This window comes from Methylobacterium soli, assembly GCF_008806385.1.
GTDB lineage: Bacteria > Pseudomonadota > Alphaproteobacteria > Rhizobiales > Beijerinckiaceae > Methylobacterium > Methylobacterium soli.
Genome location: NZ_VZZK01000016.1, coordinates 40,161 through 54,830, shown reverse-complemented (window position 1 = coordinate 54,830; position 14,670 = coordinate 40,161). Strand labels below are relative to the sequence as shown.

At 72.8% G+C, this 14,670-nt stretch carries 16 protein-coding genes; 2 read left to right on the top strand and 14 right to left on the bottom strand.

What is annotated here, in order from left to right:
* Positions 1 to 6: 6 nt before the first annotated feature.
* The 3 genes from F6X53_RS16210 to F6X53_RS16200 form a co-directional block, all read right to left on the bottom strand.
* Positions 7 to 363 carry a hypothetical protein gene (locus F6X53_RS16210; RefSeq protein WP_151001247.1) on the bottom strand — a complete coding sequence of 119 codons (357 nt, stop codon included), beginning with the start codon at positions 361 to 363 and terminating at the stop codon, positions 7 to 9.
* A gap of 124 nt (positions 364 to 487) precedes the next feature.
* Positions 488 to 889 (bottom strand): hypothetical protein, encoded by a 402-nt coding sequence (locus F6X53_RS16205; protein WP_238296070.1) that lies wholly within the window; start codon positions 887 to 889, stop codon positions 488 to 490.
* 10 nt (positions 890 to 899) lie between these two features.
* Complete coding sequence (locus F6X53_RS16200) at positions 900 to 1,127, bottom strand: hypothetical protein (protein ID WP_151001316.1); 228 nt, start codon at positions 1,125 to 1,127, stop codon at positions 900 to 902.
* Positions 1,128 to 1,332: 205 nt separating this feature from the next.
* Here F6X53_RS16200 and F6X53_RS32430 point away from each other — a divergent pair, with 205 nt between their 5' ends.
* Positions 1,333 to 1,488, top strand: a complete 156-nt coding sequence (locus F6X53_RS32430) for a hypothetical protein (RefSeq protein WP_191970865.1) — start codon at positions 1,333 to 1,335, stop codon at positions 1,486 to 1,488.
* A 37-nt stretch (positions 1,489 to 1,525) separates the two neighbouring features.
* Here the strand turns inward: F6X53_RS32430 and F6X53_RS16195 are convergent, their stop codons facing one another.
* Positions 1,526 to 2,965: a protein adenylyltransferase SelO gene (locus F6X53_RS16195; protein ID WP_151001246.1), complete on the bottom strand. Its 1,440-nt coding sequence runs from the start codon at positions 2,963 to 2,965 to the stop codon at positions 1,526 to 1,528.
* A 107-nt stretch (positions 2,966 to 3,072) separates the two neighbouring features.
* Positions 3,073 to 4,293 carry an SMP-30/gluconolactonase/LRE family protein gene (locus F6X53_RS16190; RefSeq protein ID WP_151001245.1) on the bottom strand — a complete coding sequence of 407 codons (1,221 nt, stop codon included), beginning with the start codon at positions 4,291 to 4,293 and terminating at the stop codon, positions 3,073 to 3,075.
* A 252-nt stretch (positions 4,294 to 4,545) separates the two neighbouring features.
* Here F6X53_RS16190 and F6X53_RS16185 point away from each other — a divergent pair, with 252 nt between their 5' ends.
* Positions 4,546 to 5,898, top strand: a complete 1,353-nt coding sequence (locus tag F6X53_RS16185; RefSeq protein ID WP_151001244.1) for an L-serine ammonia-lyase — start codon at positions 4,546 to 4,548, stop codon at positions 5,896 to 5,898.
* Positions 5,899 to 5,931: 33 nt separating this feature from the next.
* Here F6X53_RS16185 and F6X53_RS16180 read toward each other — a convergent pair whose 3' ends face one another.
* From F6X53_RS16180 to F6X53_RS16140, 9 genes are all read right to left on the bottom strand, one after another.
* Positions 5,932 to 7,245 carry a CaiB/BaiF CoA transferase family protein gene (locus F6X53_RS16180; protein WP_151001243.1) on the bottom strand — a complete coding sequence of 438 codons (1,314 nt, stop codon included), beginning with the start codon at positions 7,243 to 7,245 and terminating at the stop codon, positions 5,932 to 5,934.
* 80 nt (positions 7,246 to 7,325) lie between these two features.
* On the bottom strand, positions 7,326 to 8,156 hold the full coding sequence (locus F6X53_RS16175; protein WP_151001242.1) for an IclR family transcriptional regulator: 831 nt from the start codon (positions 8,154 to 8,156) through the stop codon (positions 7,326 to 7,328).
* Positions 8,153 to 8,899 carry an enoyl-CoA hydratase-related protein gene (locus tag F6X53_RS16170; RefSeq protein ID WP_238296071.1) on the bottom strand — a complete coding sequence of 249 codons (747 nt, stop codon included), beginning with the start codon at positions 8,897 to 8,899 and terminating at the stop codon, positions 8,153 to 8,155. The genes F6X53_RS16175 and F6X53_RS16170 overlap by 4 nt, the downstream gene beginning before the upstream one ends.
* Positions 8,896 to 9,978: an NAD(P)H-dependent flavin oxidoreductase gene (locus tag F6X53_RS16165; protein ID WP_151001240.1), complete on the bottom strand. Its 1,083-nt coding sequence runs from the start codon at positions 9,976 to 9,978 to the stop codon at positions 8,896 to 8,898. The genes F6X53_RS16170 and F6X53_RS16165 overlap by 4 nt, the downstream gene beginning before the upstream one ends.
* Positions 9,975 to 10,685: an ABC transporter ATP-binding protein gene (locus tag F6X53_RS16160; protein ID WP_151001239.1), complete on the bottom strand. Its 711-nt coding sequence runs from the start codon at positions 10,683 to 10,685 to the stop codon at positions 9,975 to 9,977. The genes F6X53_RS16165 and F6X53_RS16160 overlap by 4 nt, the downstream gene beginning before the upstream one ends.
* Positions 10,678 to 11,388 (bottom strand): ABC transporter ATP-binding protein, encoded by a 711-nt coding sequence (locus F6X53_RS16155; RefSeq protein ID WP_151001238.1) that lies wholly within the window; start codon positions 11,386 to 11,388, stop codon positions 10,678 to 10,680. Before F6X53_RS16155 ends, F6X53_RS16160 begins: the two co-directional genes overlap by 8 nt.
* Positions 11,375 to 12,379, bottom strand: a complete 1,005-nt coding sequence (locus F6X53_RS16150; protein WP_151001237.1) for a branched-chain amino acid ABC transporter permease — start codon at positions 12,377 to 12,379, stop codon at positions 11,375 to 11,377. Before F6X53_RS16150 ends, F6X53_RS16155 begins: the two co-directional genes overlap by 14 nt.
* A gap of 10 nt (positions 12,380 to 12,389) precedes the next feature.
* Complete coding sequence (locus F6X53_RS16145) at positions 12,390 to 13,262, bottom strand: branched-chain amino acid ABC transporter permease (protein WP_151001236.1); 873 nt, start codon at positions 13,260 to 13,262, stop codon at positions 12,390 to 12,392.
* Between the two features lie 67 nt (positions 13,263 to 13,329).
* A complete protein-coding gene (locus tag F6X53_RS16140; RefSeq protein WP_151001235.1) occupies positions 13,330 to 14,508 on the bottom strand; it encodes an ABC transporter substrate-binding protein in 1,179 nt (392 codons plus the stop codon).
* Positions 14,509 to 14,670: the final 162 nt, after the last annotated feature.

Genomic DNA, 14,670 nt, shown 5'->3' with positions numbered 1-14,670 from the left:
GCGCCCTCAGCGCAGCAGCCAGAGGGCGAGGCCGACCACCACCCCGACCGCCACGATGAACCCGAAGAAGGCCGGCAGGATCCAGCTGCGGCTGCCATGCGGGTCGGCGGCCGCCCGGACCCGGGGCGAGGCGGCCTCGGTCTCGCGGGCCAGCCGGATGCGGTCGGGGGCGTTCGGGTTGCCCGCCGCCTCGTCGTCGGTGCCGAGCTGCGACAGGCCCGGATCGTAATGCGCCACCTTGTCGCCGGTGCGGCCCCGGTCGATGTCGGCCTTGAGCTGCGCCGTCGTCGGCTGGGCGGAATCGGGCGCTGCGCCGGCCGCGAGGTCGGCGGGCGGGGGCGGGGTCTCGGACCTGAGCGTCATCGCGGTGTCGTCCTGAAGCCCACGACCCTGGGCTGCGGAGCGCCGGGTCGTGCGGGGATGGTCCTCGGGACAAGGATCAGCGCGCGGAACTGTTCCCCGGGCCTCCTGCGGCGCCGGGGCGGGCTCACCAGCCGAACCGGGCGATCTGGGCGAGGCGGGCCTGCGCGGCGGCCTCGTCGCGGCCGATCAGGGCGATGCGCTGCGAGAGGTCGTAGCAGGTGGCGCAGAAGCCGAGCGACAGGAGCGGGATTCCGGCCGACCGGGCCCGGTTCACCGAGGCGATCAGGCAGGCGATGGCGGGCTCGGATTCGGGCGTGGCGAGGCAATCGGCCCGGGGGCTGCCGAAGAGCGGGCGGTTCGGCCAGGCGAGCGAGACCGTGGTGCCGCCGCGCCGGTCCGGCGCGGGCGGGACCGTGTAGCTGCGCACGAACAGCAGCCCGAGGAGAACGAACAGGGCGAGGGCGGAGAGCAGGCGCATGGCGTCCCGGGTGAGGGCGGCGTCACCGGGAGATAGGGCGCTGCCCACGCGAGGAGAATCAGTCCTGCGCGTCGAAGCGCGTCCAGTGGAAGACCTCGCGCCCCGCCCCGTCGATCACCCGCACGGCCTCGGCCGGCGCGCCCGAGCGCTGCGGTACCCGGGCGCGCGCGAACAGGCGCAGGGCCCGCTCCCGCGCTCCCTCCAGATCCTGCGTGCGCACGGAGATCCGCGTCTGAACCTCGCCCTCCTCGGGGCCGAGGACTTCGATGTGAAAGGTCTCGCGCAGGCTCAAGGCTTCGGCGGCTCCGCTCGGGGGAGGGTGACGGTCTCCCGGAACAGATAGGGGATCCGGCCCGCGCCTGCACCGGGGCGGCACCGCGTCCCTGTACGCGCGTCCCTCTTGTACGCGCGTCCCTTGCGCCCGCATCCCTGCGCCCGCGTCCCTTGCGCCCGCATCCCTGCGCCCGCCTCCGCGTGCTAGACCTGCGGCGATGCAGCCCGTCAAGATCGCCGCCGCCGTCGCGCTCTGCGCCATCCTGTTCTGGCTCGGCCTGCGCCTGACCCGCCGCGCGGTCGATCTCGGCATCGCGGCCGGCCGCGACGAGGCCCGCCGCCGGGAGGCGGAATCCGAGCAGCCGAAGGAGTGAGCCGCGGCTTCGCCGTCGCGGCTTCGCCGCCGCGGTCTCAGGCCGTCGGCACCGGCTCCGGCGCCGTGCCGTAGGCCTGCGCCATGGCGTCGATCGCCGCGAGCTTTGCCCGGAACAGGGACCAGTCGTCGGCTTGCGCGATCGGCGCCCAGATCGCCTCGACCTCGTCGATCAGCAGGGTGCAGGGGCTCGGCGCGGCGAAGTAGGGGTGGTCGAGGCGCGCATCCGGGGCGGGCTGCAGGCTTCCCAGGGCCTCGCGCACCGGGGCGAAGCCCTCGCTCGCGTAGAAGGCCGCCGCGGGGCTGCGGGCGGCCCGCTCCAGGCTCGCCAGGCCCCCGTACCAGTCGAAGAAGGTCTGCTCGAAGGGGGCGCGGCTCTCGGCGAGGAAGCGCCAGAACACCGCGACGAAGCGGTGCGTCGCCGTCTCCTCCGCCGGCCCGAGGCCGAGCCGCGCGAACAGGCTCTCCGCGAAGGCGTCCTGGAGCTGCGGGCCGAAGCCCTTGAGCGCCGCCTCGAGCCGCGTCTGGTCGGCCAGCGGCAGCAGGCAATCGGCGAGCCGGCTCAGGTTCCAGAACAGCGCCTCGGGCTGGCGGCCATAGGCGTAGAGGCCCTGGCTGTCGAAATAGGCCGCCGTGAAATCCGGGTCGCTGTGGGGCAGCCAGCGCCAGGGGCCGTAATCGAAGCTCTCGCCCGTGACGTTGATGTTGTCGGTGTTGAGCACCCCGTGCACGAAGCCTGCCGCCATCCATTGCGCGCCGGTCCGGGCGACGCGCCCGCTCACCCCCTCGAGGAAGGCCACCGCCCGGTCGGCGAGATCGTCGCGCCAGAGCTCCGGCATGTGGGTCGTGATCGTGTGGTCGAGGAGCCGCACGAGGGCGTCGGGCTCGTCGAGCGCCAGGAAGCGCTGGAAGCTGCCGATGCGGATATGCCCGTGGCTGAGGCGCACCAGCACGGCCGAGCGGGTGGGGGAGGGCTCGTCGCCCCGCTCCAGAGCCTCGCCGGTCTCGATCAGGCTGAAGGATTTCGAGGTGTTGACCCCCTGCGCCTCCAGCATCGCGGTGGCCAGCACCTCGCGCAGGCCCCCCTTCAGGGTGAGGCGCCCGTCGGCGCCGCGCGACCACGGCGTCTGGCCGCTGCCCTTGGTGCCGAGATCGAGGAGGCGCCCGTCCGCGAGATCGTGGGCTTGCGCGTAGAGGAAGCCGCGCCCGTCCCCGAGATCGGGGTTGTACGAGCGGAACTGGTGGCCGTGGTAGCGCAGCGCCAGCGGCTCGGGGAAGCTCCCGGGCAGGGGCTCGAACCGGCCGAAATGCGCGATCCAGGCCTCCTCCGACAGGTCCCCCAGCCCGATGCGGGCCGCCCACGGATCGTTGCGGTAGCGCAGGATCGTCTCGGGGAAGCGGGCCGGCGCGACGACGTCGTAGAAGGCGGGCCCGAGATCGGCGTGGCGGCGGGAGAGGCGAGGGGCGTGCGCGGTCATGCGGGTTCCGGGTCTGCGGGCGCGTTCCATACACCAGGTCCGGGCGGGCAGGGCCCCTCGAGACCGGGCGGAGGCGCCTAAGGACGGCGCCTCCCGGGATCAACGCCTCAGCGGGCGGGCGGGCTGCCGCTCGAGCCGGTGGCCTCGGCGGGGCCGGGCTTGAGGCTCCAGAGCTCGGTCGGGAGGGCCGCCGGCGCGTCGGGCTTGTAGAAGGCCGAGTCCTGGATATGCGAGGTCGTGAGGTAGAGCGTGCCGTCGGGCCCCTCCGCGAAGGTGTCGGGCCAGCGCAGGCGCGCATCCTGCACGAGCATTGCGGGCTTGCTGCCCTTGGCGGAGAGGTCGCGCACCTTCACGGCGTTCTCCTCGGGGGCCGTGACGTACATCCGCCCGTCGCGGCGCGCGATGACGAGCCCGTCGGCCGGGCCGTTCTCGCCGATCGTCTCGACCTTGCCCGACAGGCCCTTGTCGGCGAGCCCGCTCGGCACCACCGCCGCGGTGAGCCAGCCCGTCAACGCCTCCGTCGAGATGCCGTAGAGGGTCTTGCCCTTGATCGCCTGCCAGTAGAGCGTCTTGCCGTCCGGCGCGAGGGCGAGGCCGTCGGCCGCGAATTCCACGCCGCGCCCGTCGGGGCGCCGCAGCGGCTTGCCGTCGGCCGTGACGGTGACGCTCTTGTCCGGCTGGGTCGAGGGGTCGCCGTCGAGGACCCGCCGGGCCCGCCCGCTCTCGAGATCGACCACCACGAGGGCCCCACTGGCGCCCGAATCCGTCAGGTAGGCGGTCTTGCCGTCGGGCGAGAAGCGCACGTCGTTGAGGTAGGAGCCCTGCGGCGCGACGCTCTCGTCGAAGGCGATGATGCGGGCGGGCTTGTTGGTCCTGAGGTCGATCTCCACGAGCTTGGGCCCGTCCTTGACCACCGCCGCCATGGCGGGGGCGGCGGGGTCGAGCACCCAGACATTGCCCCGGGAATCGGCCACCACGCTCTGGACGCAGACCCAGTGGTCCTTCGCCGAGAGCTCGTCCTTCCTGGCGTTGCGCCACGCATTCCAGGCGTCGTCCGGGAAGGGGATGAGCCGGCCGTCCTTCAGCTCGGCCACCGAGACCGCGCTGTCCTCGGTCCAGCGCGGGAAGTTCACGAAGAGGCGCCCGTCCTTCGAGACGGTGACGCCGGTGACCTGATGGGCGAAGTCGGCGACCTTGGTCAGCGTGGCGCCGCCCGCGCGGGCCGGGGCGGAGGATAAATCCGAGGATTGGGCGAGGGCGGGGCCCGCCAGCAGCGATCCGGCGAGGAGGGCCGTCAGCAGGCAAGCGGGGGAGGTCGGACGCGGCATCAGGGCGCTCTCGCGAAGGGAAGGATGCCGTGCCAACGCGCGGAAGGCCGGCCAAGCTTCATCGCGGGGAAAGCTTCAGCGCAAGGCAAGCTTCATCGCGGCGCAAGCCTGCGCGCGGCCCCTGCGCGCGGCTCAAGTCCGGTCCCGGATGTGTCATCGCGCCCCGTCTGTCGTCGTCCCGTTCTTGCTTGCACCCCCGGCCCGCACGAAGTGCGAGAGACGCCTGCCCCAACCCTCGCCCGTCAGGTCCCCATGATCAGCGCCTTCGATCTCTTCAAGATCGGCATCGGCCCGTCGAGCTCCCACACGGTCGGCCCGATGGTGGCGGCGGCCCGCTTCCGCGCGGGGCTCGGTCCCGCCACCCGGCGGGTCCGGGCCGAGATCTTCGGGTCGCTCGCCTGGACCGGGCGCGGGCACGGCACCGACATCGCGATTTTCCTCGGCCTCCTCGGGGAGGACCCCGCCACCGTCGATCCGGACGCGGTCGCCGGGCTGGTCTCCGGGCTCGCGGCGGCGCGCCGCATCGCGATCCCCGGCAGCCCCGCGGGCGCGGCCTTCGACCCCGGCTCCGACCTCGTCTTCAACCTGACGGAGATCCTGCCGCGCCATACCAACGGCATGCGCTTCCGCGCCTACGACGCGGCAGGGACGTGCCTGTCCGAGCAGGACTTCTACTCGATCGGCGGCGGCTTCGTGGTGGGGGCGCAGGAGGGCACCGAGGGCCTGCTCGCCGAGGCCGCCCTGCCCTTCGCGAGCGGGGCCGAGCTCCTCGATCTCTGCGCCCGCACGGGCCTGAGCGTGCCGCAGGTGCAGTTCGCCAACGAGTTGACCCAGCGGGAGCGGGGGGCGATCGAGGCAGGCCTCGACGCGATCCGCGACGCCATGTTCGCCTGTATCGAGCGGGGCCTGCGCCAGGAGGGCGAATTGCCCGGCGGCCTCAAGGTCCGGCGCCGGGCCAGGCGCCTGCACGAGGCCCTGGAGGGCAGCCGCCTCGCCAACGACCGGCCCGCCCACGAGATCATGGACTGGATCAGCCTGTTCGCCCTCGCGGTGAACGAGGAGAACGCCTCGGGCGGGCGCGTCGTCACGGCGCCGACGAACGGGGCGGCCGGCATCGTGCCGGCGGTGCTGCGCTATACCCGCGACTTCTGCCCCGGATGGTCGGATGCGCGCGGGCGCGATTTCCTGCTGAGCGCGGCCGCGATCGGCGGGCTGATCAAGCGCCGCGCCTCGATCTCGGGGGCGGAGGTCGGCTGCCAGGGGGAGGTCGGCTCGGCGGCCGCGATGGCGGCGGCGGGCCTCGCGGCGGCCCTCGGGGGCAGCGCCTACCAGGTCGAGAACGCCGCCGAGATCGCCATGGAGCACCATCTCGGCATGACCTGCGACCCGATCGGCGGCCTGGTGCAGATCCCCTGCATCGAGCGCAACGCCTTCGGGGCCAACAAGGCGATCGTGGCCGCCTCCCTGGCCCTGCGGGGGGACGGTCAGCACCGGGTCAGCCTCGACGAGGTGATCGAGACCATGCGCCAAACCGGCGCCGACATGCAGTCGAAATACAAGGAGACGGCGCTCGGCGGCCTCGCCGTCAACGTCGCGGCCTGCTGAGCGCTGCCCGCCTCCGGCAGCGATCGGGACGCTTCAGCGGAGCACGCCCTTGGCCACCAGGGCCCCACGCTCCGCCTCCGAGAGGCCGAGGCGCTCGCCGAGGATCTCGGGGCCGGCCGATCCGAGGGCAGGGGGCATCCGGCGCACCGGCAGCCGCGCCCCGTCGAGCCGGTAGGGCGGCGCCAAGACATGGGCAGTCAAACCATGAGCGGCCGGACCATGGGCAGTCAGATCATGGGCAGTTAGATCATGGGCAGTCAGATCATGGGCGGCCGGACCCTGGGCGGACCCCTCGCGCGTCGGCGCGCCCTCGCCCGCCGCGACCACGAGGCCCGCCGCGCGCGAGCGCTCCGAGGTCAGGGCCTCGAGCAGGCCCAGCACCTCGCCGCAGGGAATGCCCGCTTCGCGCAGGCGCGCCAGCAGCGTCGCGCGCGGCCAGCGGGCAAGCTCCGCCTCCAGGATCGGGATGAAGGCCGCGCGGTTGCGCGCGCGGTCGAGATTGGTGGAAAAACGCGGATCGGCGCAGAGGTCGGGCCGCTCTAGCACCGCCTCGCAGAAGCGGCGGAACTGCGCGTTGGTGCCGACCGTGAGCACCACCGGCCCATCCCCCGCCTCGAACACCCCGTAGGGCACGATGGAGGGGTGGGCGTTGCCGTAGCGGGGCGGATCCGCGTTCTGCGCCAGCGCCTCCAGGCCGTAATAGGCGGTGAGGGCGACGCCGCAATCGTAGAGGGCGAGCTCCACGTGCCGCCCGCGCCCGGTGCGCTCGCGCTGGAACAGGGCGGCGAGCACGGCCTGGGCGGCGTATTGCCCGGTGAACAGATCCACCGCCGCGAGGCCGAATTTCAGGGGCGGCCGGCCGGCCTCGCCGTTCAGCGCCATCAGGCCCGCCTCCCCCTGCACCACGAGGTCGTAGCCGGGGCGCGTCGCCTCCGGCCCGTCCGAGGCGTAGCCGGAGACCGAGCAGTAGATCAGGCGCGGGTTCTCGGCGCTGAGCGCCGCGTAGCCGAGGCCGAGCTTGTCGGCGCCCCCGGTCTTGAAGTTCTGCACCACCACGTCGCTCTCGCGGGCGAGGCCGCGGACGATGGCGAGGCCCTCGGGGGTCGCGAGGTCGACGCCGATCGAGCGCTTGTTGCGGTTCACGCTGTCGAAATAGGAGGTGCGCGTCGGCCCCGTGCGCACGCCCCAATCGCGGGTGTCGTCGCCGCGCCCGGGATGCTCGACCTTGACGACGTCGGCGCCGAGATCGCCCAGCACCATGGCGCACCAGGGCCCGGCCAGGACGCGGGACAGGTCGAGCACGCGGATTCCCGAGAGCGGCAGGTCGGCGGAAGCGTCGTCGGGCATGGGGCGTCTCCGAGAGGCGAGGGGGCGGCCCCCGTTCGAGATGTGGGGCCCGGGGCGGGGCGTCTGGCCCCGGCGGGGCGTCAGGCTCCCATCACGCCCTCGAGGTCGCGGACCGCCTCGATGAGCTTGGGGCGCACCACCTCCATCAGGGTGCGCGGGTCGGTGATGACGGTGGGACCGCCGCAATTGACCGCCATGGCGGGGAGGCCGCCGCCCGGGTGGAAGCCGACCGCGATGGCGCTGACCTCGTCCTGCCACGCGCCGAACGAGGTGCTGCAGCCGATCTCCCGATACTCGGCGATGGCCCGCTCGATGCTGTCGCGCAGCCTCGGCCAGGCCACCGGATCGAGGGCGCAGAGCTCGTCGTAGATCGCGGCCCGCTCGCGCGCGTCGCAGACGGCGAGATAGGCCCGGCCCATGGCGCTGCGGGGCAGGGAGATGCGCGAGCCGATGTCGAGGTTGAGGGCGATGGCGGCGGGCCCGCGCTGGCAATCGACGTAGCGCATGCTCAGCCGGTCGCGCACGCCGAGGCCGACCGAGGCATTGGCGAAGTTGGCGACCTCCCGCAGGGCCGGCCGCGCGATGTGGCGCACGTCGAGCCCGCCCAGAGCCGTCGAGCTCAGGGCGATCAGGGCCGTGCCGAGGCGGTACTTGCCCACCTCCTCGACGTAGTGGAGGTAGCCGAGCTTCGTCAGCGTGTAGGTCAGCCGCGAGACCGTGGATCGGGGCAGGTTGCAGGCCTCGGCGATGTCGTGGTTGGCCATGAAGGTCCGGCCGCGCCCGAAGCAGGCGAGGACGGCAAGCCCCCGGGCGAGGGCGGTCACGAAGTGCCGGTCGTCCTTGGGGCCGCCGGCCTCGTCCGGATCGGGGCCGGCGGATTCGCCCGGCGGGAGGTTCGCGGGTTCGGTCATCGGGCGAAGAACGCCGCGAAGGCCTGCTGCGCCGCGGGGCCGCGGCGCAGGGCGTGGAAGGTGCGGGCCTCCTCCTCGAAGGTCCTGGCGACGATCTCGGCCTGGCCCCGCCGCAGCATCCGCTTGGTGGCCGCGAGGGAGGCGGGCGGCAGGGCGGCAAGCGCCCGGGCCCGGTCGAGGGCGGAATCGAGCGCCCCGCCCGCCTCGGTCGCCGCGTTGACGAGGCCGGCCTCGACGGCCGCCTCCGCCCCGAAGACCTCGCCGAGCATCAGGAGCTCCGTGGCCTTCTTCGCGCCGGCGACCAGGGGCAGCAGGTAGCTAGACGCGCCCTCCGGCGACAGCCCGAGAGGCACGAAGGGCAGGCGGAAGCGCGCACCCCGCCCCGCATAGGCGAGGTCGCAATGCAGCAGCAGCGTGGTGCCGATGCCGATGGCGAAGCCCTCCACCGCCGCGATCACGGGCTTCGGGCAGGCGGCCAGGACCTTGAGGAAGCGCAGGCCCGCGCTCTCCTCGCCCGTCTCCGCGACGTCCCGGAAATCCGCCAAGTCGTTGCCGCTGGTGAAGCAGCCCTCGGCGCCCGTGAGCACCAGCACCCGCACGGCCTCGTCCGCGCCGGCCGCCCGGACGGCCTCGGCGAGCGCCGCGTAGGTCGCCCGGTCGAGGGCGTTGCGGCGCGCCGGACGGGAGAGGGTGGCGAGCCGGATCCCCTCCCCGGGCTCGGTGACGATGACGGTGTCGCTCACGAGGCCTCCTCCCATCCTGCCGATCCCGGTTCTGCCGATCCCAGCGCGGGCGAGCCGGCATCGGCCGGCATCAGCCGCGCCCGGGCCTGGGCGTATTCCCGGCCGAGCCGCGCCACGAGGTCGGCGGTGGTCGGGATGTCGGCGATGGTCCCGACGCCCTGCCCCGCGCCCCAGACGTCCCGCCAGGGCTTGGCGCGGCCGCTGCCGAAGCTCATCGCGCTCTTGTCGGCCCCCGGCAGCGCCTCCGGGTCGAGCCCGGCCGCCGCGATGCTGGGCGCCAGGTAGTTGCCGGGCACGCCGGTGAAGAAGGGCGTGTAGACGATGTCGGCCGCCCGCGCGCGGGTGATCATCGCCTTGTAGGCGGGGGCCGCGTTCGCCTCGGCGGTGGCGATGAAGCGGCTGCCCATATAGGCGAGGTCGGCGCCCATGGCCTGGGCCGCCAGGATCGCGCTTCCCGTGGTGATCGCGCCCGACAGGATCACGGGCCCGTCATAGATGCGCCGGACCTCGCCCAGGAGGGCGAAGGGACTCAGCGTGCCGGCATGCCCCCCCGCGCCGGCGCAGACCAGGATCAGCCCGTCGACGCCGGCCTCGAGCGCCTTCTCGGCGTGCCGGAGGGTGGTGACGTCGTGGAACACGAGACCCCCATAGGCCTGGATCGGGCGCACCACCGCGTCGGGCGGGCGCAGCGAAGTGATGACGATCGGCACGCGGTGCCGGACGCAGGTCTCGACGTCCTGCGCCAGCCGGTCGTTCGAGGCGTGGACGATCTGGTTGACGGCGAAGGGCGCGATCCGGCGCTCCGGCTCCGCTGCCCGCGCCCGCGCCAGGTCCCGGCCGATGCGGGCGAGCCAGGCGTCGAGGCTGTCCGGCGCGCGCGCGTTCAGGGCCGGGAACGCGCCCACCACCCCGGCGCGGCACTGGGCGACCACGAGCTCGGGGCCCGAGACGATGAACATCGGTGCGGCGACGACCGGGAGCGTGAGCGTTCCGCGCAGGGCCGGCGGCAGCCGCGCCTCGAGGGCGGGGGGCAGCGCGGCGGGAGGCAGAGGGGCGGGAGGCAGAGGAGAATGCGTCATGCGCCCTGCGCCTCCCGCGCGAAGTAGAGGTCGTGCAGCCGGTCGAGGTCGACGCGCGCGGCCGGCTCGCTGAGCAGGACCCGGCCGCCGCGCATTAGGTGCACGTCGTCGGCGACCCCGAGGGCGACGCGGGTGTTCTGCTCGATGAGCACGATGGTGGTGCCCTCCTGCTTGAGGCGGGCGATGATCTCGAACACTTCCTTGACGATGACGGGGGCGAGGCCGAGGGAGGGCTCGTCGATGAGCAGGACGCGCGGCGCCGACATCAGGCCGCGTCCCATGGCGAGCATCTGCGCCTCGCCGCCCGACAGGGAGCCGGCGGCCTGGCGGCGGCGCTCGCGCAGACGCGGGAACAGGCCGTAGACCCGGTCGAGGCTCGCCCCGAGATCGCCGCGGCAGCGCTTCGGATAGGCGCCGAGATGGAGGTTCTCCTCCACCGACATGTCGCGGAAGACCATGCGGCCCTCCGGCACCATGACGAGGCCGGCGCCCGCGAGATCGCTGGTGCGGCTGACGAGGCGCTCGCCCTGAAACAGGATCTCGCCCGCATGCGGCACGAGGCCCGTCAGCGCGCGCAGCAGGGTGGTCTTGCCCGCCCCGTTCGGCCCCACGATGGCCGTGAGGGCGCCCGCGCGGAAGCGGAGCGAGAGGTCCCACAGGACCGTGATGTGGCCGTAGCCGGCGCGGAGGCGGCGGGTCTCAAGCATCGGCCGTCCCCGTGTAGCTCTCGACCACGAGGGGGTTGCGGAACACCTCGGCCGGGGTGGCGTCGGCGATCACCTGCCCGAAATTCAGCACGACCGCCCGCGAGCACAGGCCCGAGATCGTCTCGATGTCGTGCTCGACGATCACGATGGTGAGGCGGAAGCGGGCGTGCAGCTCCTTCAGCTTCCCCATGAACTGGCGCTTGGCCTGGCTCTCCAGCCCCGCCAGCACCTCGTCGAGGAGGAGGAGGCGGGGCTCGGTGGCCAGGGCCTTTGCGATCTCGAGTCGCTTCAGCTCCTGCAGGGCGAGGCCGCCCTCGGCGTCCCGGTCCCCCTGCGCGCGAAGCTCCATGACGTCGAGGATCTCCTCGATCCGCGCCGGATCGTGGCGTCCGGCCCCGAAGACCTGGGCCACCGTCAGGTTCTCGCGCACCGAGAGGTGCTTCATCGGCTGCGGGATCTGGAAGGTGCGCCCGATCCCCGCCCGCGCCCGCGCGTGCAGCGGCAGGGCCGTGATGTCGCGCCCCTCGAACCGGATCGTCCCGCGCGCCCGGGTCAGGCCCGAGATGACGTTGAACAGGGTGGTCTTGCCCGCCCCGTTCGGCCCGACGAGGCCCAGGATCTCGCCGGCCTGCAGCCCGAAGGAGACCTCGCGCAGGGCGACGAGGCCGCCGAACCGGACCGTGACGGCCTCAAGCGTCAGCATGGGGACGCCCTCCCGCGCGGCGTTTCAGGAGGCCCAGGAGGCCGTTCGGGGCGATCAGGACCATGACGACGAGGACGAGGCCGAGCAGGATCTGGTGGCCCACCGCGATCAGGTCCTTCGCGACCAGCTGATCGAACAGGTAGATCACGATGGCGCCCCCGATCGGCCCCAGGACCGTGCGGTAGCCCCCGAAGATCGCCGCGATGATCGGCATCACGCTCCATAGGCCCGAGAAGGCATAGGCCGGCTCGAGGAAGCCGATGATGTGGGCGTTCAGCGCCCCGAACACCCCGGTCATGAAGGCCGAGAGCAGCAGCATCCAGGCTTTCAGGAGCACGCTGTTGACCCCGACGACGCGGGTCGCGTCCTCGCTGTGGGCGATGGCCCGGAGCGCCGTGCCCACGTGGCTCCGGCGGATCGCCTCGTAGGCGAGGGCGCTGAGGGCGACCATCGCGACGAGGAGCCCGTAGCTGCCGGTGCGGCTGCCGAGATCGAGGCCGAGGATCGTCGGCAGCCCGGGGAAGCGCTGCAGGCCCGCGCCGCCGCCCGTGAGCCCGGTCGCCTCGGTGGCGAGGATGCGGAAGATCTGCGCGTAGGCGAGGATCGCCAGGGCGAAATAGGGGCCGGACAGGCGCAGCGTCGGCAGCATGGCGAGGGCGCTCAGGGCGGCGCAGAGGCCCGCCAGCGGGATCGCCAGGAGCACCGGCACCCCGAGCCGCGCCGAGATCAGCGCCGAGGCGTAGGCCCCGACCCCGAAGAAGGCCGCGTGACCGAAGGAGACCATGCCCCCGAGATTGCCGAGCAGCGCCCAGGCGAGGGCGATGCCGGAGAGGATCAGCGCCGAGATCAGGAGCCCGAGCAGGTAGTTGCTGGCCCCGAGCAGGACCGGCAGGGCGGCCAGGACGAGGCAGGCGCCGACCAGGGCGGCGTTGCGCCAGGGCTTGCCCGATGCGGGGGCCGGAATCCGGGGATCGCGATGTGCGGGCGCCATGGCGTGCCTCTCAGCCGCGCCGGGCGCGGGCGCCGAACAGGCCGTTCGGCAGGAGGAAGAGAACGACGAGGAACAGCACCATCCCGGCGAGGTCCTGCAGGGCGGAGCTCGCCAGCGTCACCGTCAGGGCCTCGGTCACCCCGAGCAGGAGGGCCCCCAGGAACACCCCGGGAATCGAGCCGACGCCCGCCAGCACCGTGATGACGAAGGCCTTGACGGTGAGCGCGTGGCCGAGCGCCGGCTGGATCACGCTCATGGTGTAGAGTGCAACCCCGGCGAAGCTCGCGAGCGCCCCCGCCACCAGGAAGGCGACGAGCTCGGTCCGGCCCGGGCTGATGCCCATCAGGGTCGCGGCCGCCCGGTTCGAGGACACCGCCCGCACGGCGCGGCCGTACCAGCTCCGCTTCAGCCACCACCACAGGGCCACCATCAGGACGAGGCTGAGGCCGAAGGCGATGATCTCGCCCGTCATGGCGTAGACGCTGCCGAGGGTGACGGCGTCCTGAAGGGTCGGCGAGGCCGTGCTGCGCACGTCGCTCGCGAAGGCGAGCAGGATCGCGTTCGTCAGGATGATGCCGACCGCGTAGGTCAGGATCAGCGAATTCAGCTCGCGGTCCTGGCGGATGCGGTCGATCATCAGGAACAGCACGGCGCTCACCCCCGCCACCACGAGGAGCGCCAGGGGAATCGCCGCGTAGGGGTCGAGGCCCGTGCGGGTCTCGACGAGGTAGGCGCAATAGGCGGCCAGCAGCACGAGCTCGCCATGGGCGAGATTGATGATGCGCATGGCCCCGAAGGAGAGGGCGAGGCCCAGCGCCACCAGGGCGTAGACGCCGCCGATGAGCACTCCGGAGAACAGGGCCTGGAGGATGAGGTCGGTCATGTCATCTCGACGGATCGGGCTCGGCCCGCCGGGCCGCGCCAGGATCAGCGAAGGGATCAGCGAGGATTCACCAGGGCAGGGCCGGATAGGCGAGGGAGCCGGTCGCCGCGGCCGGCGGCGCGACGAGCACCACCTTCCCGTCCTGGTGCTGGCCCATCGACAGGGAGAAGAGCGGGTTGTCGCCGGTGGCGTCGAACCGCACCGGCCCGATCAGGGTCTTGCGGTCGGTGCGGCGCATCTCCTCGGCGAGGCCGCCCGTCGACAGGGTCCCGGCCTCCGCCGCCCGCCCGATCGCCTCCGCCAGGATCGTCGTCTCGACGAAGCTCAGGGTCGCCAGGTACTCGATGTCCTTGTTGTAGAGCTGCTTGAAGACCTCGGCGAAGCGCCGGCCCTCCTGGTCCTTCATCTCCACCGGGAAGGGCAGGAAGGAGGTGCCGACCACGTTGTTCATCAGGTCGGGAAATTCCTGGTACATCTTCGGGGTGGCGAGCGACCACGCGCCGAGGACGAGCTTCAGCGGCGGCTTCAGCACCTTGGCGGCGCGGATGATGCCCACGTAGTCGTTCTCGTAGGCCGACATGATCAGGATCTCGGAGCGATCCTGCAGCTTCACCTTGTTGATCAAGGGCTTGAAGTCGGTGATGGCCGGATCGAAGGCGTGCACCGTCACCCGGATGCCCTTGGCCGAGAGGTCCTTCTCCAGGCCGCGCGCGAGCAGGATCGGCGCCTCCTTGGTGGAGGCGATGATCGAGACGGCCGCGGGCTTCACGCTCTCCACGAGCCCCGCCATGCCGCGCTGGTAGCCGGCGTTGTTGTTGATGCGGAAGAAGGTCTTCAGCCCGCGCGCGGTCAGCTCGTCGCTCACGGCGCCGGCCGTGATGTAGACGGTGCCGAGCTTGCTGGCGGCATCGGAGGCCGGCCCGATGATGTTGGAGCCGTAGCCGCCGATCACCGCGACCGCCTTCTCCGACACGAGCTTCTCCACCGCCGAGACCGCGGCGGCCGGGGTGCTCTCGTCGTCGATCACCTGCAGTCGGATCTTGGTCCTGGGCGAGGCGTCGTTGAAGATCTTGATGGCCGTGCGCATGCCGGCCTCGAAGGCCTGGCCGGAGCGACCGAGGGAGCCGGTGAGCGGCATGTGGGCGCCGACGAGAACCTCCTCGGCACGGGCGGGCAGGGAGGCGACCAGCGCTCCCCCCACGAGGGCGAGCGTCATCGCGGTCGCCGCGACGGCCTTGCGAAGCATTCCAACCTCCCCTGGCGATCCGCTCCGAGGCGGCCGCGATGGCGCGCGGATTGCGGATCCGCGTCGTCGTTCGGGCGCGCCGTCGGGGCGCGCCGTCGCAGCCGCCCGGTGGCGTTGGCCGGAGGGCGGCGTGGCAGCGCCTCCATGTCACGCCTCCGCAGG

Bases quoted from the DNA above. Each gene is read 5' to 3' on its own strand.
- F6X53_RS16210 (WP_151001247.1), bottom strand. From the start codon at position 363: ATGACGCTCAGGTCCGAGACCCCGCCCCCGCCCGCCGACCTCGCGGCC.
- F6X53_RS32430 (WP_191970865.1), top strand. From the start codon at position 1,333: ATGCAGCCCGTCAAGATCGCCGCCGCCGTCGCGCTCTGCGCCATCCTG.
- F6X53_RS16195 (WP_151001246.1), bottom strand. From the start codon at position 2,965: ATGACCGCGCACGCCCCTCGCCTCTCCCGCCGCCACGCCGATCTCGGG.
- F6X53_RS16190 (WP_151001245.1), bottom strand. From the start codon at position 4,293: ATGCCGCGTCCGACCTCCCCCGCTTGCCTGCTGACGGCCCTCCTCGCC.
- F6X53_RS16185 (WP_151001244.1), top strand. From the start codon at position 4,546: ATGATCAGCGCCTTCGATCTCTTCAAGATCGGCATCGGCCCGTCGAGC.
- F6X53_RS16180 (WP_151001243.1), bottom strand. From the start codon at position 7,245: ATGCCCGACGACGCTTCCGCCGACCTGCCGCTCTCGGGAATCCGCGTG.
- F6X53_RS16175 (WP_151001242.1), bottom strand. From the start codon at position 8,156: ATGACCGAACCCGCGAACCTCCCGCCGGGCGAATCCGCCGGCCCCGAT.
- F6X53_RS16165 (WP_151001240.1), bottom strand. From the start codon at position 9,978: ATGACGCATTCTCCTCTGCCTCCCGCCCCTCTGCCTCCCGCCGCGCTG.
- F6X53_RS16160 (WP_151001239.1), bottom strand. From the start codon at position 10,685: ATGCTTGAGACCCGCCGCCTCCGCGCCGGCTACGGCCACATCACGGTC.
- F6X53_RS16155 (WP_151001238.1), bottom strand. From the start codon at position 11,388: ATGCTGACGCTTGAGGCCGTCACGGTCCGGTTCGGCGGCCTCGTCGCC.
- F6X53_RS16150 (WP_151001237.1), bottom strand. From the start codon at position 12,379: ATGGCGCCCGCACATCGCGATCCCCGGATTCCGGCCCCCGCATCGGGC.
- F6X53_RS16145 (WP_151001236.1), bottom strand. From the start codon at position 13,262: ATGACCGACCTCATCCTCCAGGCCCTGTTCTCCGGAGTGCTCATCGGC.
- F6X53_RS16140 (WP_151001235.1), bottom strand. From the start codon at position 14,508: ATGCTTCGCAAGGCCGTCGCGGCGACCGCGATGACGCTCGCCCTCGTG.